This window comes from Alphaproteobacteria bacterium US3C007 (assembly GCA_034423775.1).
GTDB classification, from domain to species: Bacteria; Pseudomonadota; Alphaproteobacteria; order Rhodobacterales; family Rhodobacteraceae; genus Thalassovivens; species Thalassovivens spotae.
Genome location: CP139918.1, coordinates 953424 through 970959 on the forward strand (window position 1 = coordinate 953424; position 17536 = coordinate 970959).

The 17536-nt window shown below is 50.6% G+C and carries 13 protein-coding genes; 5 read left to right on the top strand and 8 right to left on the bottom strand.

The window, feature by feature from the left end:
• Nucleotides 1-208 precede the first annotated feature (208 nt).
• The 8 genes from UM181_04770 to UM181_04805 form a co-directional block, all read right to left on the bottom strand.
• Entirely contained in the window at nt 209-634 is a 426-nt protein-coding gene (locus UM181_04770) for a hypothetical protein (protein ID WQC63918.1), read from the bottom strand.
• 422 nt (nt 635-1056) lie between these two features.
• Nucleotides 1057-2595 carry a deoxyribodipyrimidine photo-lyase gene (locus tag UM181_04775; protein WQC63919.1) on the bottom strand — a complete coding sequence of 513 codons (1539 nt, stop codon included), beginning with the start codon at nt 2593-2595 and terminating at the stop codon, nt 1057-1059.
• A gap of 170 nt (nt 2596-2765) precedes the next feature.
• Nucleotides 2766-3761, bottom strand: coding sequence for an oligopeptide/dipeptide ABC transporter ATP-binding protein (locus tag UM181_04780; protein ID WQC63920.1), 996 nt, complete (start codon nt 3759-3761; stop codon nt 2766-2768).
• Nucleotides 3758-4753: an ABC transporter ATP-binding protein gene (locus UM181_04785; protein ID WQC63921.1), complete on the bottom strand. Its 996-nt coding sequence runs from the start codon at nt 4751-4753 to the stop codon at nt 3758-3760. Before UM181_04785 ends, UM181_04780 begins: the two co-directional genes overlap by 4 nt.
• A complete protein-coding gene (locus tag UM181_04790; GenBank protein WQC63922.1) occupies nt 4750-5949 on the bottom strand; it encodes an ABC transporter permease in 1200 nt (399 codons plus the stop codon). Before UM181_04790 ends, UM181_04785 begins: the two co-directional genes overlap by 4 nt.
• Before the next feature lie 4 nt (nt 5950-5953).
• The gene (locus UM181_04795; GenBank protein ID WQC63923.1) at nt 5954-6961 is read right to left on the bottom strand and encodes an ABC transporter permease; all 1008 of its coding nucleotides are present in this window, start codon (nt 6959-6961) and stop codon (nt 5954-5956) included.
• Between the two features lie 91 nt (nt 6962-7052).
• Entirely contained in the window at nt 7053-9092 is a 2040-nt protein-coding gene (locus UM181_04800; protein WQC63924.1) for an ABC transporter substrate-binding protein, read from the bottom strand.
• An 814-nt stretch (nt 9093-9906) separates the two neighbouring features.
• Entirely contained in the window at nt 9907-10773 is an 867-nt protein-coding gene (locus tag UM181_04805) for a LysR substrate-binding domain-containing protein (protein ID WQC63925.1), read from the bottom strand.
• A 92-nt stretch (nt 10774-10865) separates the two neighbouring features.
• Here UM181_04805 and UM181_04810 point away from each other — a divergent pair, with 92 nt between their 5' ends.
• From UM181_04810 to UM181_04830, 5 genes are all read left to right on the top strand, one after another.
• Entirely contained in the window at nt 10866-12059 is a 1194-nt protein-coding gene (locus UM181_04810; GenBank protein ID WQC63926.1) for a 2-aminoethylphosphonate--pyruvate transaminase, read from the top strand.
• A 20-nt stretch (nt 12060-12079) separates the two neighbouring features.
• Entirely contained in the window at nt 12080-13324 is a 1245-nt protein-coding gene (gene phnA / locus UM181_04815; GenBank protein ID WQC63927.1) for a phosphonoacetate hydrolase, read from the top strand.
• 158 nt (nt 13325-13482) lie between these two features.
• Complete coding sequence (phnY, locus tag UM181_04820) at nt 13483-14931, top strand: phosphonoacetaldehyde dehydrogenase (GenBank protein ID WQC63928.1); 1449 nt, start codon at nt 13483-13485, stop codon at nt 14929-14931.
• Between the two features lie 89 nt (nt 14932-15020).
• A complete protein-coding gene (locus tag UM181_04825) occupies nt 15021-15857 on the top strand; it encodes a DMT family transporter (GenBank protein ID WQC63929.1) in 837 nt (278 codons plus the stop codon).
• A 90-nt stretch (nt 15858-15947) separates the two neighbouring features.
• The gene (locus tag UM181_04830; protein ID WQC63930.1) at nt 15948-17498 is read left to right on the top strand and encodes a sulfatase-like hydrolase/transferase; all 1551 of its coding nucleotides are present in this window, start codon (nt 15948-15950) and stop codon (nt 17496-17498) included.
• The last annotated feature ends 38 nt before the right edge of the window (nt 17499-17536 follow it).

A 17536-nucleotide genomic window follows, 5' to 3' on the forward strand; every position in this document is an offset into this window, starting at 1 on the left:
CTGAAAAATGGCACGCTTCGTTTTTGTATGGGTTTTCTTCTGCGGCGCGCCTGTCAAAAAGCGCTCATCCAAAGTGATCAAAGCCTATGCGCGCACCCTCTGAAATCGCGCGCTTACTATTTCTGCCGCGTCAAAAAAAGAGGCGCTGATCTTCCAGCGCCTCGGCAAACATTATACGTTTAAAAAATCTTAAATCCAACGGATTGGATTATTGAACTTGATGCGCCACGTATAAAATATCAGACATGTTGAACAGTAATATCGTGTTCACAACCAAAAAGAAAATTGGGGCGATATAACCCTCTGCCGTTGCTTTCACGCCTTCGACTTCGGCCCAGTCACTGTTCACCGTAGTATAGCCAAAATACGTTGCGAGCAACGCTTGCGTCCAAGCAAACGCCACAAAAGCCCATGCGCCTTGCGGACCAACGAATAATAAAACCAAAGCGATCAATGTAGATGCGCCAACGCACGTGCCTGCAAAGCGTGTCATGAAAACCGCACTATCGCCAAAGCCATATTGATCAACGAAACCCTTCGTGGCGAATAAACAGCGATAACTGTAATACCCACCCCCGACGATAATCAAAATCCACAACACCATATTCAATGAACCACCAAATGAATCTGCCATTTTTTTCTCCCATTATTGGCTTTTTTCACCATATCATAGATTTTTAAAATCTGAAAAAAACTTTGCTTTGGGCGCTGCCACAGGCGTTTGCGCTTTGCACGCACGGGTCATTGCCAGATGCAAAATTTGCCAGCGTGCCAAATAAGGCCCGCGATCGAGCACCGGTTTTCAACCGCATCTAGATAGATTGCTGCGCGCCATAAGGGTTTTTCTATGCCGCAATGCGCTTCTACCTCGCAGAGCTGCCATATCCTGGTTCGGGCTTGGCGAGCCTCTCAGGTGCCCCGCGCGTTATCATAAGGGGCCGTACCATGACCAAACGGGCAGGTCGTTTCGATCTAATCGGTTTTGCAGATTGCAGCCCCAACCGCGCAAAGGCTTACCTGCCATCAGAAAAAAAGCGCTACGGCAATAGATTTTTATTAAAATATAAATTCATCTTGGCGCGGATCTTTTTTGGGCTTGCGGCGTGGTACAATCTGAATAATCCCTGATTTTCGGCTGCCATGCTTATCTACTATGCGTTGCGCAGCCAATGCATGCTGCCTTGGCTTTCTTAACGCATAAAGCTTCGCGCTTGCGGCCTGTCGAGCGGCTTTTTCGTCCACAATTGGCAGCGGGTATCCGTTCATTTTGTCCGGGAAATGCCAAGGTTGATGGATAAACCCAATCGGCACATCGCGCAGCTCTGGCACCCAGCGCTTGATAAAAACCCCATTTGGATCCTGATCAAGGCTTTGTTTGATCGGGTTGTAAATTCGGATCGTATTGATCCCCGTTGTGCCCGATTGCATCTGCGCTTGCGCGTAGTGAATACCCGGCTCATAATCGGTGAACTGGCGCGCCAGATGCAAGGCTGGCAAGCGCCAATGCAGCCACAGATGATAGCTGGCAAAGCTCATCAACATAGCGCGCATGCGAAAATTCAGCCAACCGGTGGCAATCAGGGATCGCATACACGCATCCACCATCGGATAGCCGGTCTGACCTTGCTGCCACGCGGTAAGATAGGCGTCATTCACCGGCTCTTGGCGCAGCTTATCATAGGCCGGATGCATGTTTTCAAATTCGATGCGGGGCTCGTCTTCAAGCTTTTGAATAAAATGGCAATGCCAATGCAAGCGGCTTGAAAAAGAACTGAACGCCTTTGGCCAATTGCCTGACATAGTTTTTGGAGAGGCGGCCAGTGCCTTGCGCCGGGCTTCCAAAGCGTGATGCACTTCGCGCATTGACAAAGTTCCAAAGGCCAAATGCGCGGAAAGGCGTGAACAAGCCTGCGCCGCGCTTAAGGGAGAGGACATCGCTTTTGAATAATCCTCTCCGCGCCTGTGTAAAAAGCTTTCCAATACCTGTAAACCCTGCCGCCGCCCCCCGCTTTGGCGCGCAGTGCACCCATCCTCCGCGAGATGAAAATCTTCCGGCCGCGGCATCGGCTCTGAGGTGAGATCGATCTTTTTTAAACCCGTTGGTGCCGGCAGGCAGGGCTGCGCCATATAGTGCTGCCAGCGCTGCGCCCAACCGGCGCGCTTATTCAAGCCTCGGGTCACGCCAATACGCCGTGGCTGATGCCACGTCACCCCGGTGGTTTGACACCAAGCCTGAACGCGCTGATCACGCGCGTAGGTCCAACCATTCCACGTTTCTTGATGCGAGCACAGCTGGGTGAAACTAAATTTTTGATGCAACTCGGTAAGGATCGAAACCGGATCCCCGATACGAAGAACTAAGCTCTGACCCAAGGCGCAAAGATCCTCTGACAGATCAGCCAGGCTGTCTTGTAAAAAACAAAAATGCCGATGGCTCATATCCGGTTGCTGCCAAAGCCCGGGCTCAAGAATATAAACAGGAAGCACCGAACCGGCCTGCGTCGCATGGATCAAAGCCGCGTTATCAAATACCGATAAATCGCGCTTGAACCACATCAAAACCGGCGCTGTGCTGGTCTGCTTTGCTTGTGTCACGTAACTCTCCCAGCGCGTTGCTTTGATCTATCGGCGGCCTCTGATGAATATCTATTCCAGCAGAGTGAAACCGCAAGTGGCCATGACAGAGGCGCTGCATTGTGTCGCGCAAGCTGTAAGCACGGCGCGCAAAGACGCACAGAGTCAAAGGATCAAACCAAAAAGATGACTTAGGCGTTTTGTAAAAGCTCTTCCCAGCGATGGCAGGCCACGTTATGCTCTGCTGCGCTGCTTTGCAAACGCGGCTCTTCTACTTTGCAGCGATCAATCACATGCGGGCATCTTGTGTGAAATTTACAGCCCGAAGGTTGCTTCATCGGCGAAGGAATTTCGCCTTCAAGCTTTTGCGCCCTGCCGCGATCATCCGGGTCAAGCGATGGAATGGCCGAAAACAGCGCCTTTGTATAGGGATGCCGGGGCGCGGCGAAAAGTTGGCGCGTAGGGGCGGTTTCCACAAGGCGGCCCAAATACATCACCGCAACGTGATCACATGTATGTGCAACCACAGACAGGTCGTGACTGATAAACATAAAAGTAATGCCAAGATCACGCTGAAGCTCTTTCAGAAGGTTCAAAACATCTGCCTGGATCGAAACGTCAAGCGCCGCCACGCTTTCATCGGCAACTACAAGTTTGGGGCCCGACACCAACGCCCGGGCAATTGAGATCCGCTGTCTCTGACCACCCGAAAACGCATGTGGAAAGCGCCTCAAATGTTCAAGGTTAAGCCTGCATTTGGCCGCGGTTTCACGTACGCGTTCATCGGTTTCCTGCCGATTGCGCGTCAGACCCATCACTTCCAGCGGTTCTGCGATAATATCGCGAACCGTCATTCGCGGAGATAACGCGGCATAAGGATCCTGAAAAATCAATTGGGCGCGCTTGCGATAATCCTTAAGATCGGCTTTGCCAATCGTTTCAAGATCATAGGCCACTTCGCCATCTGCATAATGCGCCGATCCACCCGTGATCGGCACCGCCTTTAAGAGCGCACGCCCAAGCGTGGTTTTCCCCGAGCCAGATTCACCCACCAATCCAAAAAAACTGCCCTTATCGATATGAAGCGTTACGTCATCAACTGCCTTCAAAACAAATTTATCAAACAACCCTTTGCCAATGGGAAACCCCACAGAAAGATTTTCGGCCCGAATCAATGGTCCGTTCATTCCGCGACCTCCTTATAGATATGACAGGCAACGGTGTGATCCGCGCCAAGATCAACCTCATTTGGACCGATTGTAGTACACGCTGCCCCCACAATCTGGCTGCAGCGCGTGTTGAAAACACACCCTGGCGGGCGTTCCAGCGGCGACGGAATATCGCCCGGCACAGCAGTGAGCGACTGGTCAAGATTATCAAGCTTTGGCAAAGCTGAAATCAACCCTTGCGTATAAGGATGCTTGGGATTGCGGATCACTTCGCGCACCGGACCTTCTTCAATCAACCGGCCAAGATACATCACATTCACCCGATCACAGGTTTGAGCAACGACGCCAAGATCATGGGTAATAAAAATGATTCCCATGTGAAATTCATCCACCAAATCTTTCATCAAATCGATGACCTGCGCCTGAATCGTCACATCCAGAGCTGTGGTTGGTTCATCTGCAATTAGCAAAGCAGGCTTGGTTGAAAGCGCCATCGCGATCATCGCACGCTGGCGCATGCCGCCCGAAAGTTCAAACGCGTATTGATCAAAGCGCTGGGAAGCATCCGAAATACCAACCCGATCGAGCATTTCGACCGAAATTTCTTTCGCCCCCGCCTTAGACATATCGCCATGCAATTGCAGCTGCTCGACCATTTGTTTGCCAATGGTAATCGCAGGCGCAAAAGAAGCCATTGGCTCTTGAAAGATCATTGAGATCGCACCGCCCCGCACCACCTTTAAATCGCGCGGCGTTCGAAGCGACAGAACATCAACTTCGCCTTGCTCTGTATGCAAGGTGATGCGCGAGTCGGGGCCGTAAACTGCATTGCGCGCATTGAGATGCATCAAGGCTTTCGCGGTTACCGATTTGCCCGATCCGCTTTCCCCGACCAGCCCCATCACTTCTCCTTTGTTCAACGAGAAGGAGACGTCTTCCACCGCCGTGATCAGCCCTTCATCGGTACGAAACTGAAGGGTCAGGTTTTTGACATCAAGCAGCGCGCTCATTTGTTCACCTCGGAATAGGGATCAGCAGCATCGCGCAACCCGTCTCCCACGAAAACGAACGCCATAACCAGAACGATAAAGAACGCCACTGGAATAAAATACCATTGATAATTTAACATAACATCGGCAGATGTGGCCTTTTGCAACATTACACCAAGCGAAGAAACTGGATCTTTCAGACCAAGCCCAATAAAGGAAAGAGCGGTTTCGCTGAGTACCATATAGGGAAAGGAAATTACCAAATCGACAATAATGTAACTGGTAAAAGACGGCAGTAAATGACGTCGAATTACATGCGACGAGGACGCGCCGCAAAGTTGCGCAGCCAACACATATTCTTGATTTCGCTCTGTCAGCAGATGCGTTCGGATACGCCGTGCCAATGTAGGCCACCCGATAAAGCCCAAAATAATCGAAATATAAAAAAACCGGGCTTCAGCCGAAATTTCAGGCGGCATAAAGGCTGCTACGGCCATGAATAGCGGAATTGCCGGCACCGTTCGAAAAGCATCGGTGATCATTTGTATCACGCTGTCGATCCAGCCACCGTAATAGCCGGACACCCCCCCAATAATCAAAGCCAGCACGAAGGCAATCAAAACGCCGATTGTACCCACCTGAAGCGAGGTCCAAATCGCGTGTAATGTTCGGCTAAAGATATCTTGTCCATCCTCATCCGTTCCAAAGACGTGTAGCTTTCCCTCTTCTAAACCAAAAAGATGACGATCACTTTTAATGACACCGAAAAGCTTATAAGCATCTCCTTTGGGCAGGAACGTCAAATAGGATCGTTTATCCTCATTGATTTTAGTAACCCACCGAAAATTTGTCGCCAATGATCTTTCTCGTTCAACAGGATGAATGAACGGGCGCAAAGAACAGCCGTTTTTATCACAAAATTGCGGAATCTGGGGGGCACCGTTTGTATAATCTTTATTGCGGCCCGCCACAGTGGGATCATAAGGCGATAGAAATGGCGCAAAAAGGCCTGAAAAAATCAAAAAGACTAGAAAAAAAGCTGCAATCATTGCAGCGCGCTGTTTCTTAAACCGAGCCCAAATTAATTGGCCCTGCGACGCTGTAAAATAGGCTTCTTTCGCGTGCTGATCATTGTCACCCTCAGCCCCAAACTGTGTTGTGTTTGGTATATTTATCCCAGCTAATTTTGGGTCGGTCGGATCTGGCATATTGCTCATGTCCTCACCTCACGATGCTTTTGCGGACACGCGGGTCGATGGTTGCCAGCAAGATATCCGTGAAAAAATTTAACGCCACTATAGACGCGGTTAATAGGAAAATAATCGCCCCAGCAAGCTGCTGGTCATTTGAGCGCGCAAGGGCATCGATCAAAAGCTTACCCGCATCGGTCATCACAAGAATCAAGGCAACAATGGGCAACTCATTGAAAATACGGTTCAGGTCAAACCCGAGCGAGTTAATGATTGGTCCAAGCGCATGACGCGCCGGATATCTCCAGAGCAACTTGCGGCCATGCACGCCGCGCGCGGTTGCAGCTGTAACGTAAAGCTTCCCGATCTCATCTGACATCAAAGCCCGCACCGTTTGCAGGGCAAAAGCGGTTGCGGACCAGCCCAGAATGAATACGGGCAGCCATGCGTGTTTCAGAAGATCGACAAAACGTGCCCAAGACCAGGGTGCATCGCGGTATTGGCTAGAAAACAGTCCTGTTAGCGTTTCGCCAAAATAAACCGTGGCGAAGAGCATAATCATTAAAGCCAGCAAGAAGTTTGGCATCGCAAGACCAAGATAGCTAATGATACGCAAAGAATTATTCAGATATGGATTGTTGGATGCAGCAGCAATGATCCCCACCGGAATTGCGATTGCATAGGCCAAAGCCAGCGAGGCAAGACAGATGCCAAGCGATAGCAAAAACTTATCGCCCAAAAGATCAGCGATATTCACCCGTAGGATACAGCTATTCCCAAACTCACCCTGAAAGGCGCCAACGATCCATTTGCTCCAACGTTCAAGGAAAGGTCGGTCGAGACCAAGCCGCTGCCTTTCGGCCTCCAATTCATTGGCAATTTGGATCGAAGACCCTTGGGTATTCTTAAAGGCAAGATAGCGTTCAGCACAATCACCTGGCACCAACTCCATCAGTAAGAACACAAAGAGCGATACTATTATTAGCGTGATCAGCGCCATAACGGCCCGTGTTATCACGAAGCGCGCAAAGTTTAGCATTGTAATTTCCTGTTCGCCCTGCCCAGAAGCATATTAAAATCAATGACGGGCGGCAAGCCGCCCGTCATCAGTTCACCAAAAACCTTACTGCTTACTCGTCCAACCACCACTGGGTCGCACGGTAAGGATAAGTCCGGTAATATTCGTAACTATGAGTCTTGGTTTCGGTAAAGTTGATCAGATTGTTGCGATGAATCATCGGCGCAGGGGCAATCACCGTACCAATGAACAACAATTCTTTGGTCATATGTTCGACCATTCTTGCACCTGCCTGATTGAAAGCATCAGAACCTGCTGCGGCGGATTGCAGAACATTGATGTCTTCCATCATCTGCTTGGCCCAAGCTGGAGGCTCTTCGCCCGCAGACCCGTTAGAATCAATCCACTCGGCCCAAAGCATCGCATTGCGGTTTCCGAAATAATTTTCATAGGGTGGAACCCATAGCTCATTATTACCCAGAACGATCGCCAAAGGCTGACCTTTGCGCCACATGCTGACATCCAGTTTATTAGAAGACTGAGCCGAACGATACTCATCCGGTGTAACTTCCTTTACAACAGAAGCAATGCCGACATCGCGCCAATATTGCGCCGCTAATTCGACAGTTTGGCCAGCAATCCCTTGAGTTGAAAAGTTAAGATTCAAGACAAGCTTATCGCCATTTGGCAATTCGCGAATACCATCACCATCCGTGTCGGCCATGCCAAGCCCGTCAAGCAGCGCATTGGCACCAGCCGGATCATACTCAGTGGCATAGGTCTCCATTGACGCATCAGCAAATGCTGGCAGCGGTGAAAACCCAGTATAGGCACGAGGCGTACCTTGACCAAAGAAGCCGATTTCGTTCATCTCACTGCGGTTGATCGCGATTGACATCGCCCGCCGGAAATCAATATTACCAAAAACCTCGCGTTTGGCCGGATCTTCATGGGTCACGTTAAAGCCCAAAGCACCGATGGTAATTTCAGGCTTCAAATGAACCGTATAATCGCCTTTTTCTTGGTTTTCGAGCAGGATTGGTGCTGAAGCCAATTGCAAAGACTGGGCCTTATAATCGATCTCGCCATTTACAATCTTAAGTATACGCACCTCATTATCATTGATGTAAACTTCATCAAACTCATTGATATAAGGCAATTGCTGGCCAGTCGGATCCACTTGGAAGAAATAAGGGTTAGCAACAAAATGCCGTCCTTCGGGGGTGTCGGCGATTACGATATGGCTTTCAAGCGTAGGATAGGTTGCTTTAGGAAGGCCAGCAACCAGATCCGGGTTTGACAGCATTGGGGTTGGCGTATCCGTCCAATCCGAATTACCGTAATAGGCCTTAATCGCAGCATAGCCATTTTCAAAGCCAAGCGCCTGTGCATTGGCATCCGCATTCGAGTCAACACCTGGGTGGAACTGACCCAGGAAATGCTTGGGCTGGAACGGTTGCGAATAATGTGTCGCGAAATGCGCAATCAGGCCGGGTTTGGGCGCAGGTAAGTTGAAAATCACCGTGGTGGCGTCGGGCGCATCTACGCTCATCGCCTCACCTGCGACGGTGATATAATCTTTCGGCGTTTCAAAGATATTTTTATCCAACATTAGATTATCGTGATAGAACACGATATCTTCGCTGGTGAATGGCGCGCCATCCGACCACTTATGGCCTTCCCGAAGCTTGATTGTCAGCTGGGTAAAATCATCATTCCAATCGAAGGATTTCGCCACATTCGGAACGATCGTCTGAAGATCATCCGAATAACGCAAAAGGCTAACATGGCGCACGGATAAAAAGTCAGATGTTCCTGCTTCCGTCGCATTCGATAAAACGTCTAATTGCCCGCCATAACGGCCCACGGCATCATAAGGAACCATCACTAAAGGCTCTGAAGGCAACCGGTCCGCCAAAGCTGGCAGAGCGCCATTGCCTTGGATGCGCGCGTTTAATGCAGCAGCATCCGGATTTCCCGAAAGCGCCATAGTGCATCCGGCCGCAGCCTCGAACTCGGCCAAATCATATTGTTGCGGGTAAGCGCCTGCCGCGACTCCCCCCATATCGGCAACCGTGATCGCGGGGCAATTGGCAAATGCCATACCCGGCAATGCAATCGCAGCCACGCCAGAAAGCAATAAACGTTTCATGTTCTCTCCTTAGGTTAGTTGTATCATGCGCGATCTGATGACGCGCTTAGTTCTCGTGCGCGCCAAGTCAGCGACACGATAGATTAGGTCAGACATACTATATCCGGCGCGATCGTCACAATTTAAAATATTGACAGTCAACTCCGTCTGACCTTCCTTTCTTCGCCTAAAAGCACACCTGTCATGTCAACGAGAAAAGATCCAAAAACCAAAACTTACGCGACATCAATAAAGGCCTGCCTCTCGAGGGCGTTAACGTTTCATCCCCTTGATCAGAGTATTCTTCGCAAATACGCAATTAGGGATCGGGTGTGATGGAAAAGTATTTTTTTTGATAATTCAAGGTAAATGTAGCCTCCAAAAACTTTCTTCGCTCCCCTTTTTTGGTATATCACAGATCTTTTTTGAAAAATTTAACACGAGGCCTCTGTTCCAAACTCTAATTTTCATAGCGTTTGTCAATGAAAGCTGACTGCTGACGGTCTTTCAAAAATAATTTGGGAAATTTAGCAAAAATCTGTTCGCGCCGAACAAAAACCCAAAGATCATGACCAATCGGGCAGGCATCTCAAGAATCGCATAACAACTTATTTTTAATTCTTAAATACTGCTAAAACAGAAACTTGAAGAAAACGATTCCTCTATTTAGATCGCTTAGCCCGTCTTTGTACAAACGCGTATTTTGCGTTTTACGGCATTTCTGCAAATCAAAAATAAATACTCCCAGCTTTTCTAAAAAATCCTTCCATCCCCCTCTCAAAGATCCAGTACCGATACGCCGCCCCTCACTTCTCTCAGAATTAATGGACAGGCATCACAGATGCGTCGCGTCAATACAGCGCAAAAAAGCACGGATCATGGGTTGATCCCGGCGGACGGATAAAAATACCAAAGATTCTTTCATGCGCAGCGTGACGCCCGAAATTGCGACAGCACGAATATCAGAAGCATTGCCCAATTCGGCGCGCGAGACAAATCCAATACCCGCCCCCGATGCCACCACCTCGCGCAGCGCCTCACGTCCGTCAACTTCAATCACCGGGCGCAAACGCAGCCCAGAGGCCTGCGCCTCTGCTTCGATACAGCGCCGTGTACTTGATCCTTTTTCACGGAATACCAAAGGCCATTTTACAAGCTGCTCAAACGCAAGCTCTTGAACCGTTTCTGGTAAAAAGTCTTGTGCCATAATTGCGACAATTGGCGCATCCCCCATCGGAATTTCTACCAAATCGGGCGCTGAAGGGCTATTGCCCACCACGCCAATCTCGGCATCATAATGGCGTAAACGCTGCAGCACATCTTCCGAATTTCCCGTTCGAACAGACACGAAGGTTTTCGGGTTCGCCGCGCGAAAAGCGCTGAGCGACGCCGTGATATGTAAAGCCGAATCTGCCACCACCCGCAACTTGCCCCGCAGCTGGTGTTGGCGCTTGCTTAAGCAGAGCTCGATTTGCTCTTCCACATCGAATAACTGCCGCGTCAGCAAAAATAATTCATCCCCAGCTTCGGTCAGCTGCACATGTTTTTTTTCACGATGGAACAAAAGCGTGTCATGCAGCTGCTCCAATTGCCGTACGTGATCGGATAAGCTGGGCTGGCTTTGGTTCAACGCGCGCGCAGCGCTGGAAAACCCTCCATGCAACGCAACAAAGTGAAAGGCGCGAAGTTGGGAATATCTCATATATAAGTTTTTCCGATCATTTGATATGATTAATGTATTTTACTTATGGCATAATGAGGCGCATTTAGGGAATGTAAATTGGGAGAGCCCATATGCCAAACACCGACCGTTTTGAAAAATTACCCAAGCCCGCGCTTGGCGAGCCGTATTTGTTAACGCCAGGGCCGCTCACCACGGCCTATGAAGTAAAACAAGAGATGCTCAAAGATTGGGGCAGTTGGGATGATGATTTTCGCACTATGACAGCGCAGATACGAACAGGTTTGCTGGCGCTGATTGGCCCAAAAGCCGATCTTTATGATTGCGTACCAATGCAAGGCCCTGGATCTTACGCGGTTGAAGCCATGTTGGGCAGTTTTGTACCCCAAGATGGCAAGGTTTTGGTTTTGGCCAATGGCGCGTATGGCATGCGTGCTGCCGCCACATTAGAGTATCTTGGCCGCGATAAAGTCGTTTTAGACAAGGGGGATTATATGCCACCTCGCGGCGCTGAAGTGGCAGAAATTTTAGCAAAGGATCCGGCAATCACCCATGTGATGGCAATTCATTGCGAAACCTCGTCCGGAATTTTAAACCCGATCGAAGAAATTGCCGAAGCAACCCGCGGCGCGGGGCGCAAATTGTTGATTGATTCGATGTCGGCCTTCGGGGCGCTTGCGCTGCACCCCGCCCAGCTTGGATGCGCAGCTTTTGTCTCCTCGGCCAATAAATGTATCGAAGGCGTGCCCGGTTTCAGCTTTGTAATCGCGCAAACCACCGAGTTGCAGGCCGCGCGCGGCAATGCGCATTCTTTAAGCCTTGATGTTGAAGCGCAATGGCGGGTCATGAATGACACCGGGCAATGGCGCTTTACGCCGCCCACGCATGTGGTGGCCGCCTTTTTAAAGGCTTTGGCCGCCCATGCTGCAGAGGGCGGTGTTGAGGCGCGCGGGGCGCGCTACACTCAAAACCGCGATATCATGGTATCGGGCATGCGCGCACTTGGATTTGAAACATTGCTGGAAGAGCGCTGGTTATCGCCAATCATCGTTACATTTTTCTGCCCTGCTGACCCGGCATTTAAATTCAGCCAGTTTTATGATGCGATGAAAGAACGGGGCTTTATTATCTATCCCGGAAAGCTGACAATTGTAGACAGTTTTAGAATCGGGTGTATTGGTCAGATAGACACCGATGTGATGCACCAACTGCTGACTGCGGTGAAAGCCGCATTGGCGCAAATGGGCGTTGCAGATGCGGCCCCGCCGCGCGCCGCGCTTAACGAACGACGCAAATTATTAGCCTAACGAATGAAGAAAGCAATCGAATGACAATGAATACGGATGTAAATGTAAACGGGCGAGTATATACAGCCCCAAAAACCTGCGCGATTGTGATCTGTCTTGATGGCTGTGAACCGGCGTATTTGGATGTGGCGATTGGCGAAGGTTTGATGCCCACATTAAAGCGTATCCGGGCCATGGGTAGCGATCATCTTGCCCATTCGGTGATCCCCTCGTTCACCAACCCCAACAATATGTCGATTGCGACAGGGCGCCCACCCGCCGTACATGGCATTTGCGGCAATTACCTGTATGAGCCGGAAACCGGCGAAGAAGTGATGATGAATGATGTGCGGTTTTTGCGCGCCCCAACCGTGTTTGGCGGCCTGTACAATGCCGGGGCAAAAGTGGCCGTGGTCACGGCCAAAGACAAATTGCGGGCGCTGTTGGGCGCGGGATTGAAATTTGATGAAGATCGGGCGATTTGTTTTTCCTCAGAAAAGGCCGATCAAGCTACCTTGGCCGAAAACGGGATTGAAAATGCAAGCGCCTATATGGATCGCCCCGTCCCAGAAGTCTATTCTGCCGATTTATCAGAATTTGTTTTTGCCGCTGGGGTAAAGCTTCTCAAAACCTGGGCGCCAGACGTGATGTATCTGTCAACCACAGATTATATCCAACATAAATTTGCCCCTGATGAGCAAGGCGCAAAAGATTTCTATGCTATGTTTGACCGTTATCTGGCTGAATTAGACGCATTAGGCGCAGCAATTGTGGTGACCGCCGATCATGGTATGAAGCCCAAACATCAAGCCGATGGCACCCCAGCGGTGATTTATATTCAGGATGTATTAGACCAGTGGCTGGGTGAAAAAGCCGCCCGTGTTATTCTGCCCATCACCGATCCTTATGTTGTGCATCATGGCGCTTTAGGTTCGTTTGCAACGGCCTATTTGCCAGAGGGCTGCGATCATGGGGAAATTATTGCCCGCCTAACAGCTTTGCCCGAAATGCTTTCTGTGCTCAGCAAAGAAGAGGCGGTGGCCGAATTTGAACTGCCCGCAGATCGGATTGGCGATATTGTCATGGTTTCAACCGAAAATATGACCATTGGCACTTCCCAGCATCGCCATGATCTGGCCGCACTGAAAGAACCCTTGCGCAGCCATGGCGGGCTTACCGAACAAACCGTGCCGTTCATCGTAAACCGGGTTATGGATTTGCCAAATGCGCCCCAATTGCGAAATTTTGATGCGTTTTATTATGCCTTGCAAGCGGCAGCGCAGTAAATCTGCGCTCAACATGCGCCCGCCAAAGTCTTTTGGCGAGCTTAAAAACGAGGAGGGGGTTGAAAAAACCTCACTGCCCTTCTCTTAAGAAAACCGCGGTTGTCTGAAGATGGGCGATGACCGCAAATTAAACAACGCGAAGAAGAATGAGGCTCCAAATGACAGCTACAGAAGAAATTCGACACGAAGCCATGCGCATCGGAGGCGAAAAAGTCTTTACAGACGATGTGGTCGAGGTGCGCTATCCCTATACGGATGAGGTGGTGGCCACGGTGCCGGCCGGCACCGCAGAGCATGCGGCGCAAGCCTTTGCAATTGCCGCCGCTTATAAGCCCAGCTTAACGCGGTATGAGCGCCAGAAAATTCTGTTTCGCGCGGCCGAATTGATCCGTGAACGCCGCGATAGTATCGCGCATTGGCTCACCTTGGAATTGGGCATTTGCCAACAGCATGCGCTGTATGAAACCGGGCGTTCTTATGATGTGTTTATGTTGGCCGGTCAGGCCGCCATTCAAGATGATGGTCAAATCTTCAGTTGCGATCTGACACCGCATGGAAAGCCGCGCAAAATATTCACCAAACGCGAACCCGTGCGCACGATATCAGCCATCACCCCGTTCAATCATCCCTTAAATATGGTGGCGCATAAAATCGCCCCCGCGATTGCAACCAATAACTGCGTTGTGTGCAAACCAACCGAGTTAACACCGCTGACTGCGATCACATTGGCGGATATTTTATACGAAGCCGGCCTGCCGGTTGAAATGTTCCAAATCGTCACCGGATGGCCCAAAGATATTGGCGATGAAATGGTCACCAATGAAAATATTGATATTGTCACCTTCACCGGCGGTGTGCCTGTGGGCAAAATGATTGCGCAAAAAGCCGGATATAAACGCGCCGCGCTTGAGCTTGGCGGCAATGATCCACTGATTATTCTAAATGATCTCTCTGATGCAGATCTTGAAAAAGCTGCGACGATTGCGGTGGCCGGTGCCACGGGAAATTCCGGCCAGCGCTGCACGGCAGTTAAGCGGATCTTGGTGCAAAACAGCGTGGCGGATAAATTTGTACCCCTGGTGCTGGAAAAAGCCAAAGCCATCCGCTTTGGCGATCCGATGGATCCAGACACCCAATTGGGCTGCGTGATCCATGCAAAAGCTGCAGAACTATTTGAAAAGCGGGTCTATATGGCCGAAGCAGAGGGCGCAGAAATCCTGTACCATCCGGGGCGTAACGGAGCGCTTTTGCCCCCGATCGTGATCGATAAAGTGCCCCATAGCTCAGAATTGGTAATGGAAGAAACCTTTGGCCCCATCGTGCCGATCGTGCGCGTGCCCGATGATGATGATGCCGTGATGGAAATTTCAAACTCTACCGAATTTGGATTGTCCTCCGGCGTCTGCACGAATGACTTTACCCGCATGCAAGCCTTTATCGAGGGGTTGGACGTGGGCACTGTGAACATTTGGGAACAACCGGGGTACCGTATTGAGATGTCACCCTTTGGCGGCATCAAAGATAGCGGGAATGGCGTCAAAGAAGGGGTTTTGGAAGCCATGAAATTCTTCACAAATGTCAAAACCTATTCTTTGCCATGGCCATAGACAAACAAGTGATGAGCGGCGCGGGCTTGCTGACTTTTCGTGACTAGCACGAAAAGCGTAGCCGGCACCCGTACTGTATGTAAGACCCGATGATAAGCCCCGGGGTCATGCTAATCGCGTTAAGCGCGGCGCTTTTGCACGCCACATGGAATGCTATGGTCAAGGGAGCCGCTGATCGCGCATTATCGATTGGCTTGGTCTCTTTAGGGCATTTCGTACCCGCCCTGCCGTTTTTTTTAATCTTGCCCGCGCCGGATATGGCAGCTCTGCCCTATATCGTTGCGTCAACGGTAATTCATTGGGGCTATTACTTTTTCTTGATTGCAGCCTATAAAAACAGCGATCTTTCAGTGGCCTATCCGATTGCGCGGGGGGCAGCGCCGGTTTTAATCGCCTTGGGTGCCACGATCTGGCCGGGGGAAATTCTATCGCTCATGGCTTGGGGTGGGATCATCGGCGTCTCTTGCGGCGTTGCGCTCCTGGTCGTATCCCGCGCCACCGGTGCGGTTACAAAAGCCCTGTTTCCCGCCTTCATCACCGCTTTAATGGTGGCGGCTTATTCAATCGTGGATGGGATTGGAGTGCGCGTTTCAGGCGCGCCTCTCTCATATATCACATGGCTTTTTACCGCGGAAATCTGTGTCACTCTATTCGTGCTAATGCCTCGGCGCGCCTTGATCAGGCAAAATGGTGTAAAACAATTTTTGACGGGATTTTCAGGCGGGGTTCTTTCAAGCCTGTCTTATGCTTTGGCGGTTTTTGCGCAAACCTTAGCGCCTTTGGCTTTGGTCGCCGCGATCCGCGAAACATCGGTTATTTTGGCGGCGCTTATCGGGGTCATTTGGTTTAAAGAGCGGCCAGTTCTGATGCGCATCTGCGCCGCATGCGTTGTTGCCTTTGGCGTGATCCTAATTGCGCTTTCTTAGAATTTGAGTTTTACGGGAAAAACCGAGTAACCCCGCTAGACCGCCCGATAAGGATTACCTATCATCCGCTCTAGCCTGAAAGGAAACCCAATGGCCAAGCCGCGCAACGTTCTGTTTATCGTGATTGACCAGCTGCGGGCAGATTGTCTGACAGGGGCGCTTGCCACGCATGTAGATTTGCCCAACTTGCGCCAGTTTATGAGCGAAGCGGTGACCTTTACCCGCAATTTTTCAGTCACAAATCCCTGCGGACCATCGCGCGCCTCGCTTTTGACGGGGCAATATTCGATGAACCACCGCTCCGTGCGCAATGGTGCACCGCTGCGGCATGACATTCCAAGCCTTCCAGGCGAATTGCGAAAATCAGGCTATCTGCCGCTTCTTTACGGCTATACCGACACCTCGCTAGACCCGCGCGTTCACGCAGCAGATGATCCCGCGCTAACAACCTATGAATATGTGATGCCCGGGTTTCAAGAGCGGCTCGAAATGCGATCTGAGCAATCTATTCCTTGGCTGTCGCATTTAGCAGCGCAAGGCTATATTTTCAAAAATCATGATGATTTATACATCCCAGTGGCCGCGGATGGCGCCCACCCCGAAATCACTGACCCAGCGCTTTACGCCGCAAAAGACAGCGATACCGCCTTTTTAACAAATGCCTATTTGGCCGATCGCGCAACCCGGGATACCTCTAATTGGTTTTCGCATTTAACCTATTTACGCCCGCATCCGCCTTTGGTCGCGCCGGCCCCCTATAATACGCTTTATGATCCCCAAAAACTGCCCTTGCCCCACCGCCTAAACAGTCAGGCGTCAGAAGAAGCCGTGCATCCGTTTTTCGCCCCAATGTTTGACAGCGCAACCCCGGCGCATTTCGTATCTGGCATGCCCGATTTGAAACCCAACGAAGATACGGTGCAGGCTTTGCGCGCTGTATATCTTGGGCTTGCGAGCGAAGTAGACCATCATATCGGGCGGGTGATCACCGATTTGAAACAAGCGGGCCAGTATGAGGACACGTTGGTAATCATCACAGCAGATCATGGTGAGATGCTGGGGGATCGCCACGCATGGGGCAAAATGAGCGTTTATAACGCCGCCTATCACACACCCCTTATTATCCGAGCGCCGCAGCTACAGGCCCAATCTGGAATGCAAGTGCAGCTGCAAACTGAAAGCGTGGATATTGCCCCAACAATACTTGACTGGATCGGATCAGATATTCCAAACTCGATGGATGGACAGTCCCTATTGCCGCTCATCAAAGGGGAAACACCCGAAAACTGGCGTAAATTCACTTTCTCAGAGCTAAATTTTGGACATCCCCTTTTTCCGACTAAATGGCAAAAGCAGCTGGGACTATCCGTTGATGAGTGCAGTTTAAGCATTTTACGCGATGCGCAATTCACGCTGGTTGAATTTGCCGGCGATCTGCCACCTTTACTGTTTGACCATGCAAAGAAAGGAGAGCTTGAAAACGTAGCAGAACAGGCGAACTACGCCCCCAACCTTGCCCGTCTGACGCGGCAAATGTTGAAATTTCGAATGCAAAATATGGATCGCAGTTTGGCCTTAAGCGCGCTTACTGCACAGGGGCCGCAAACCGCTTTTCGCCATAACATAACAAAACGCGCCTAAGAGTGCAGCGCAGGCCCGTTTTCGACGGGCTATGCGGT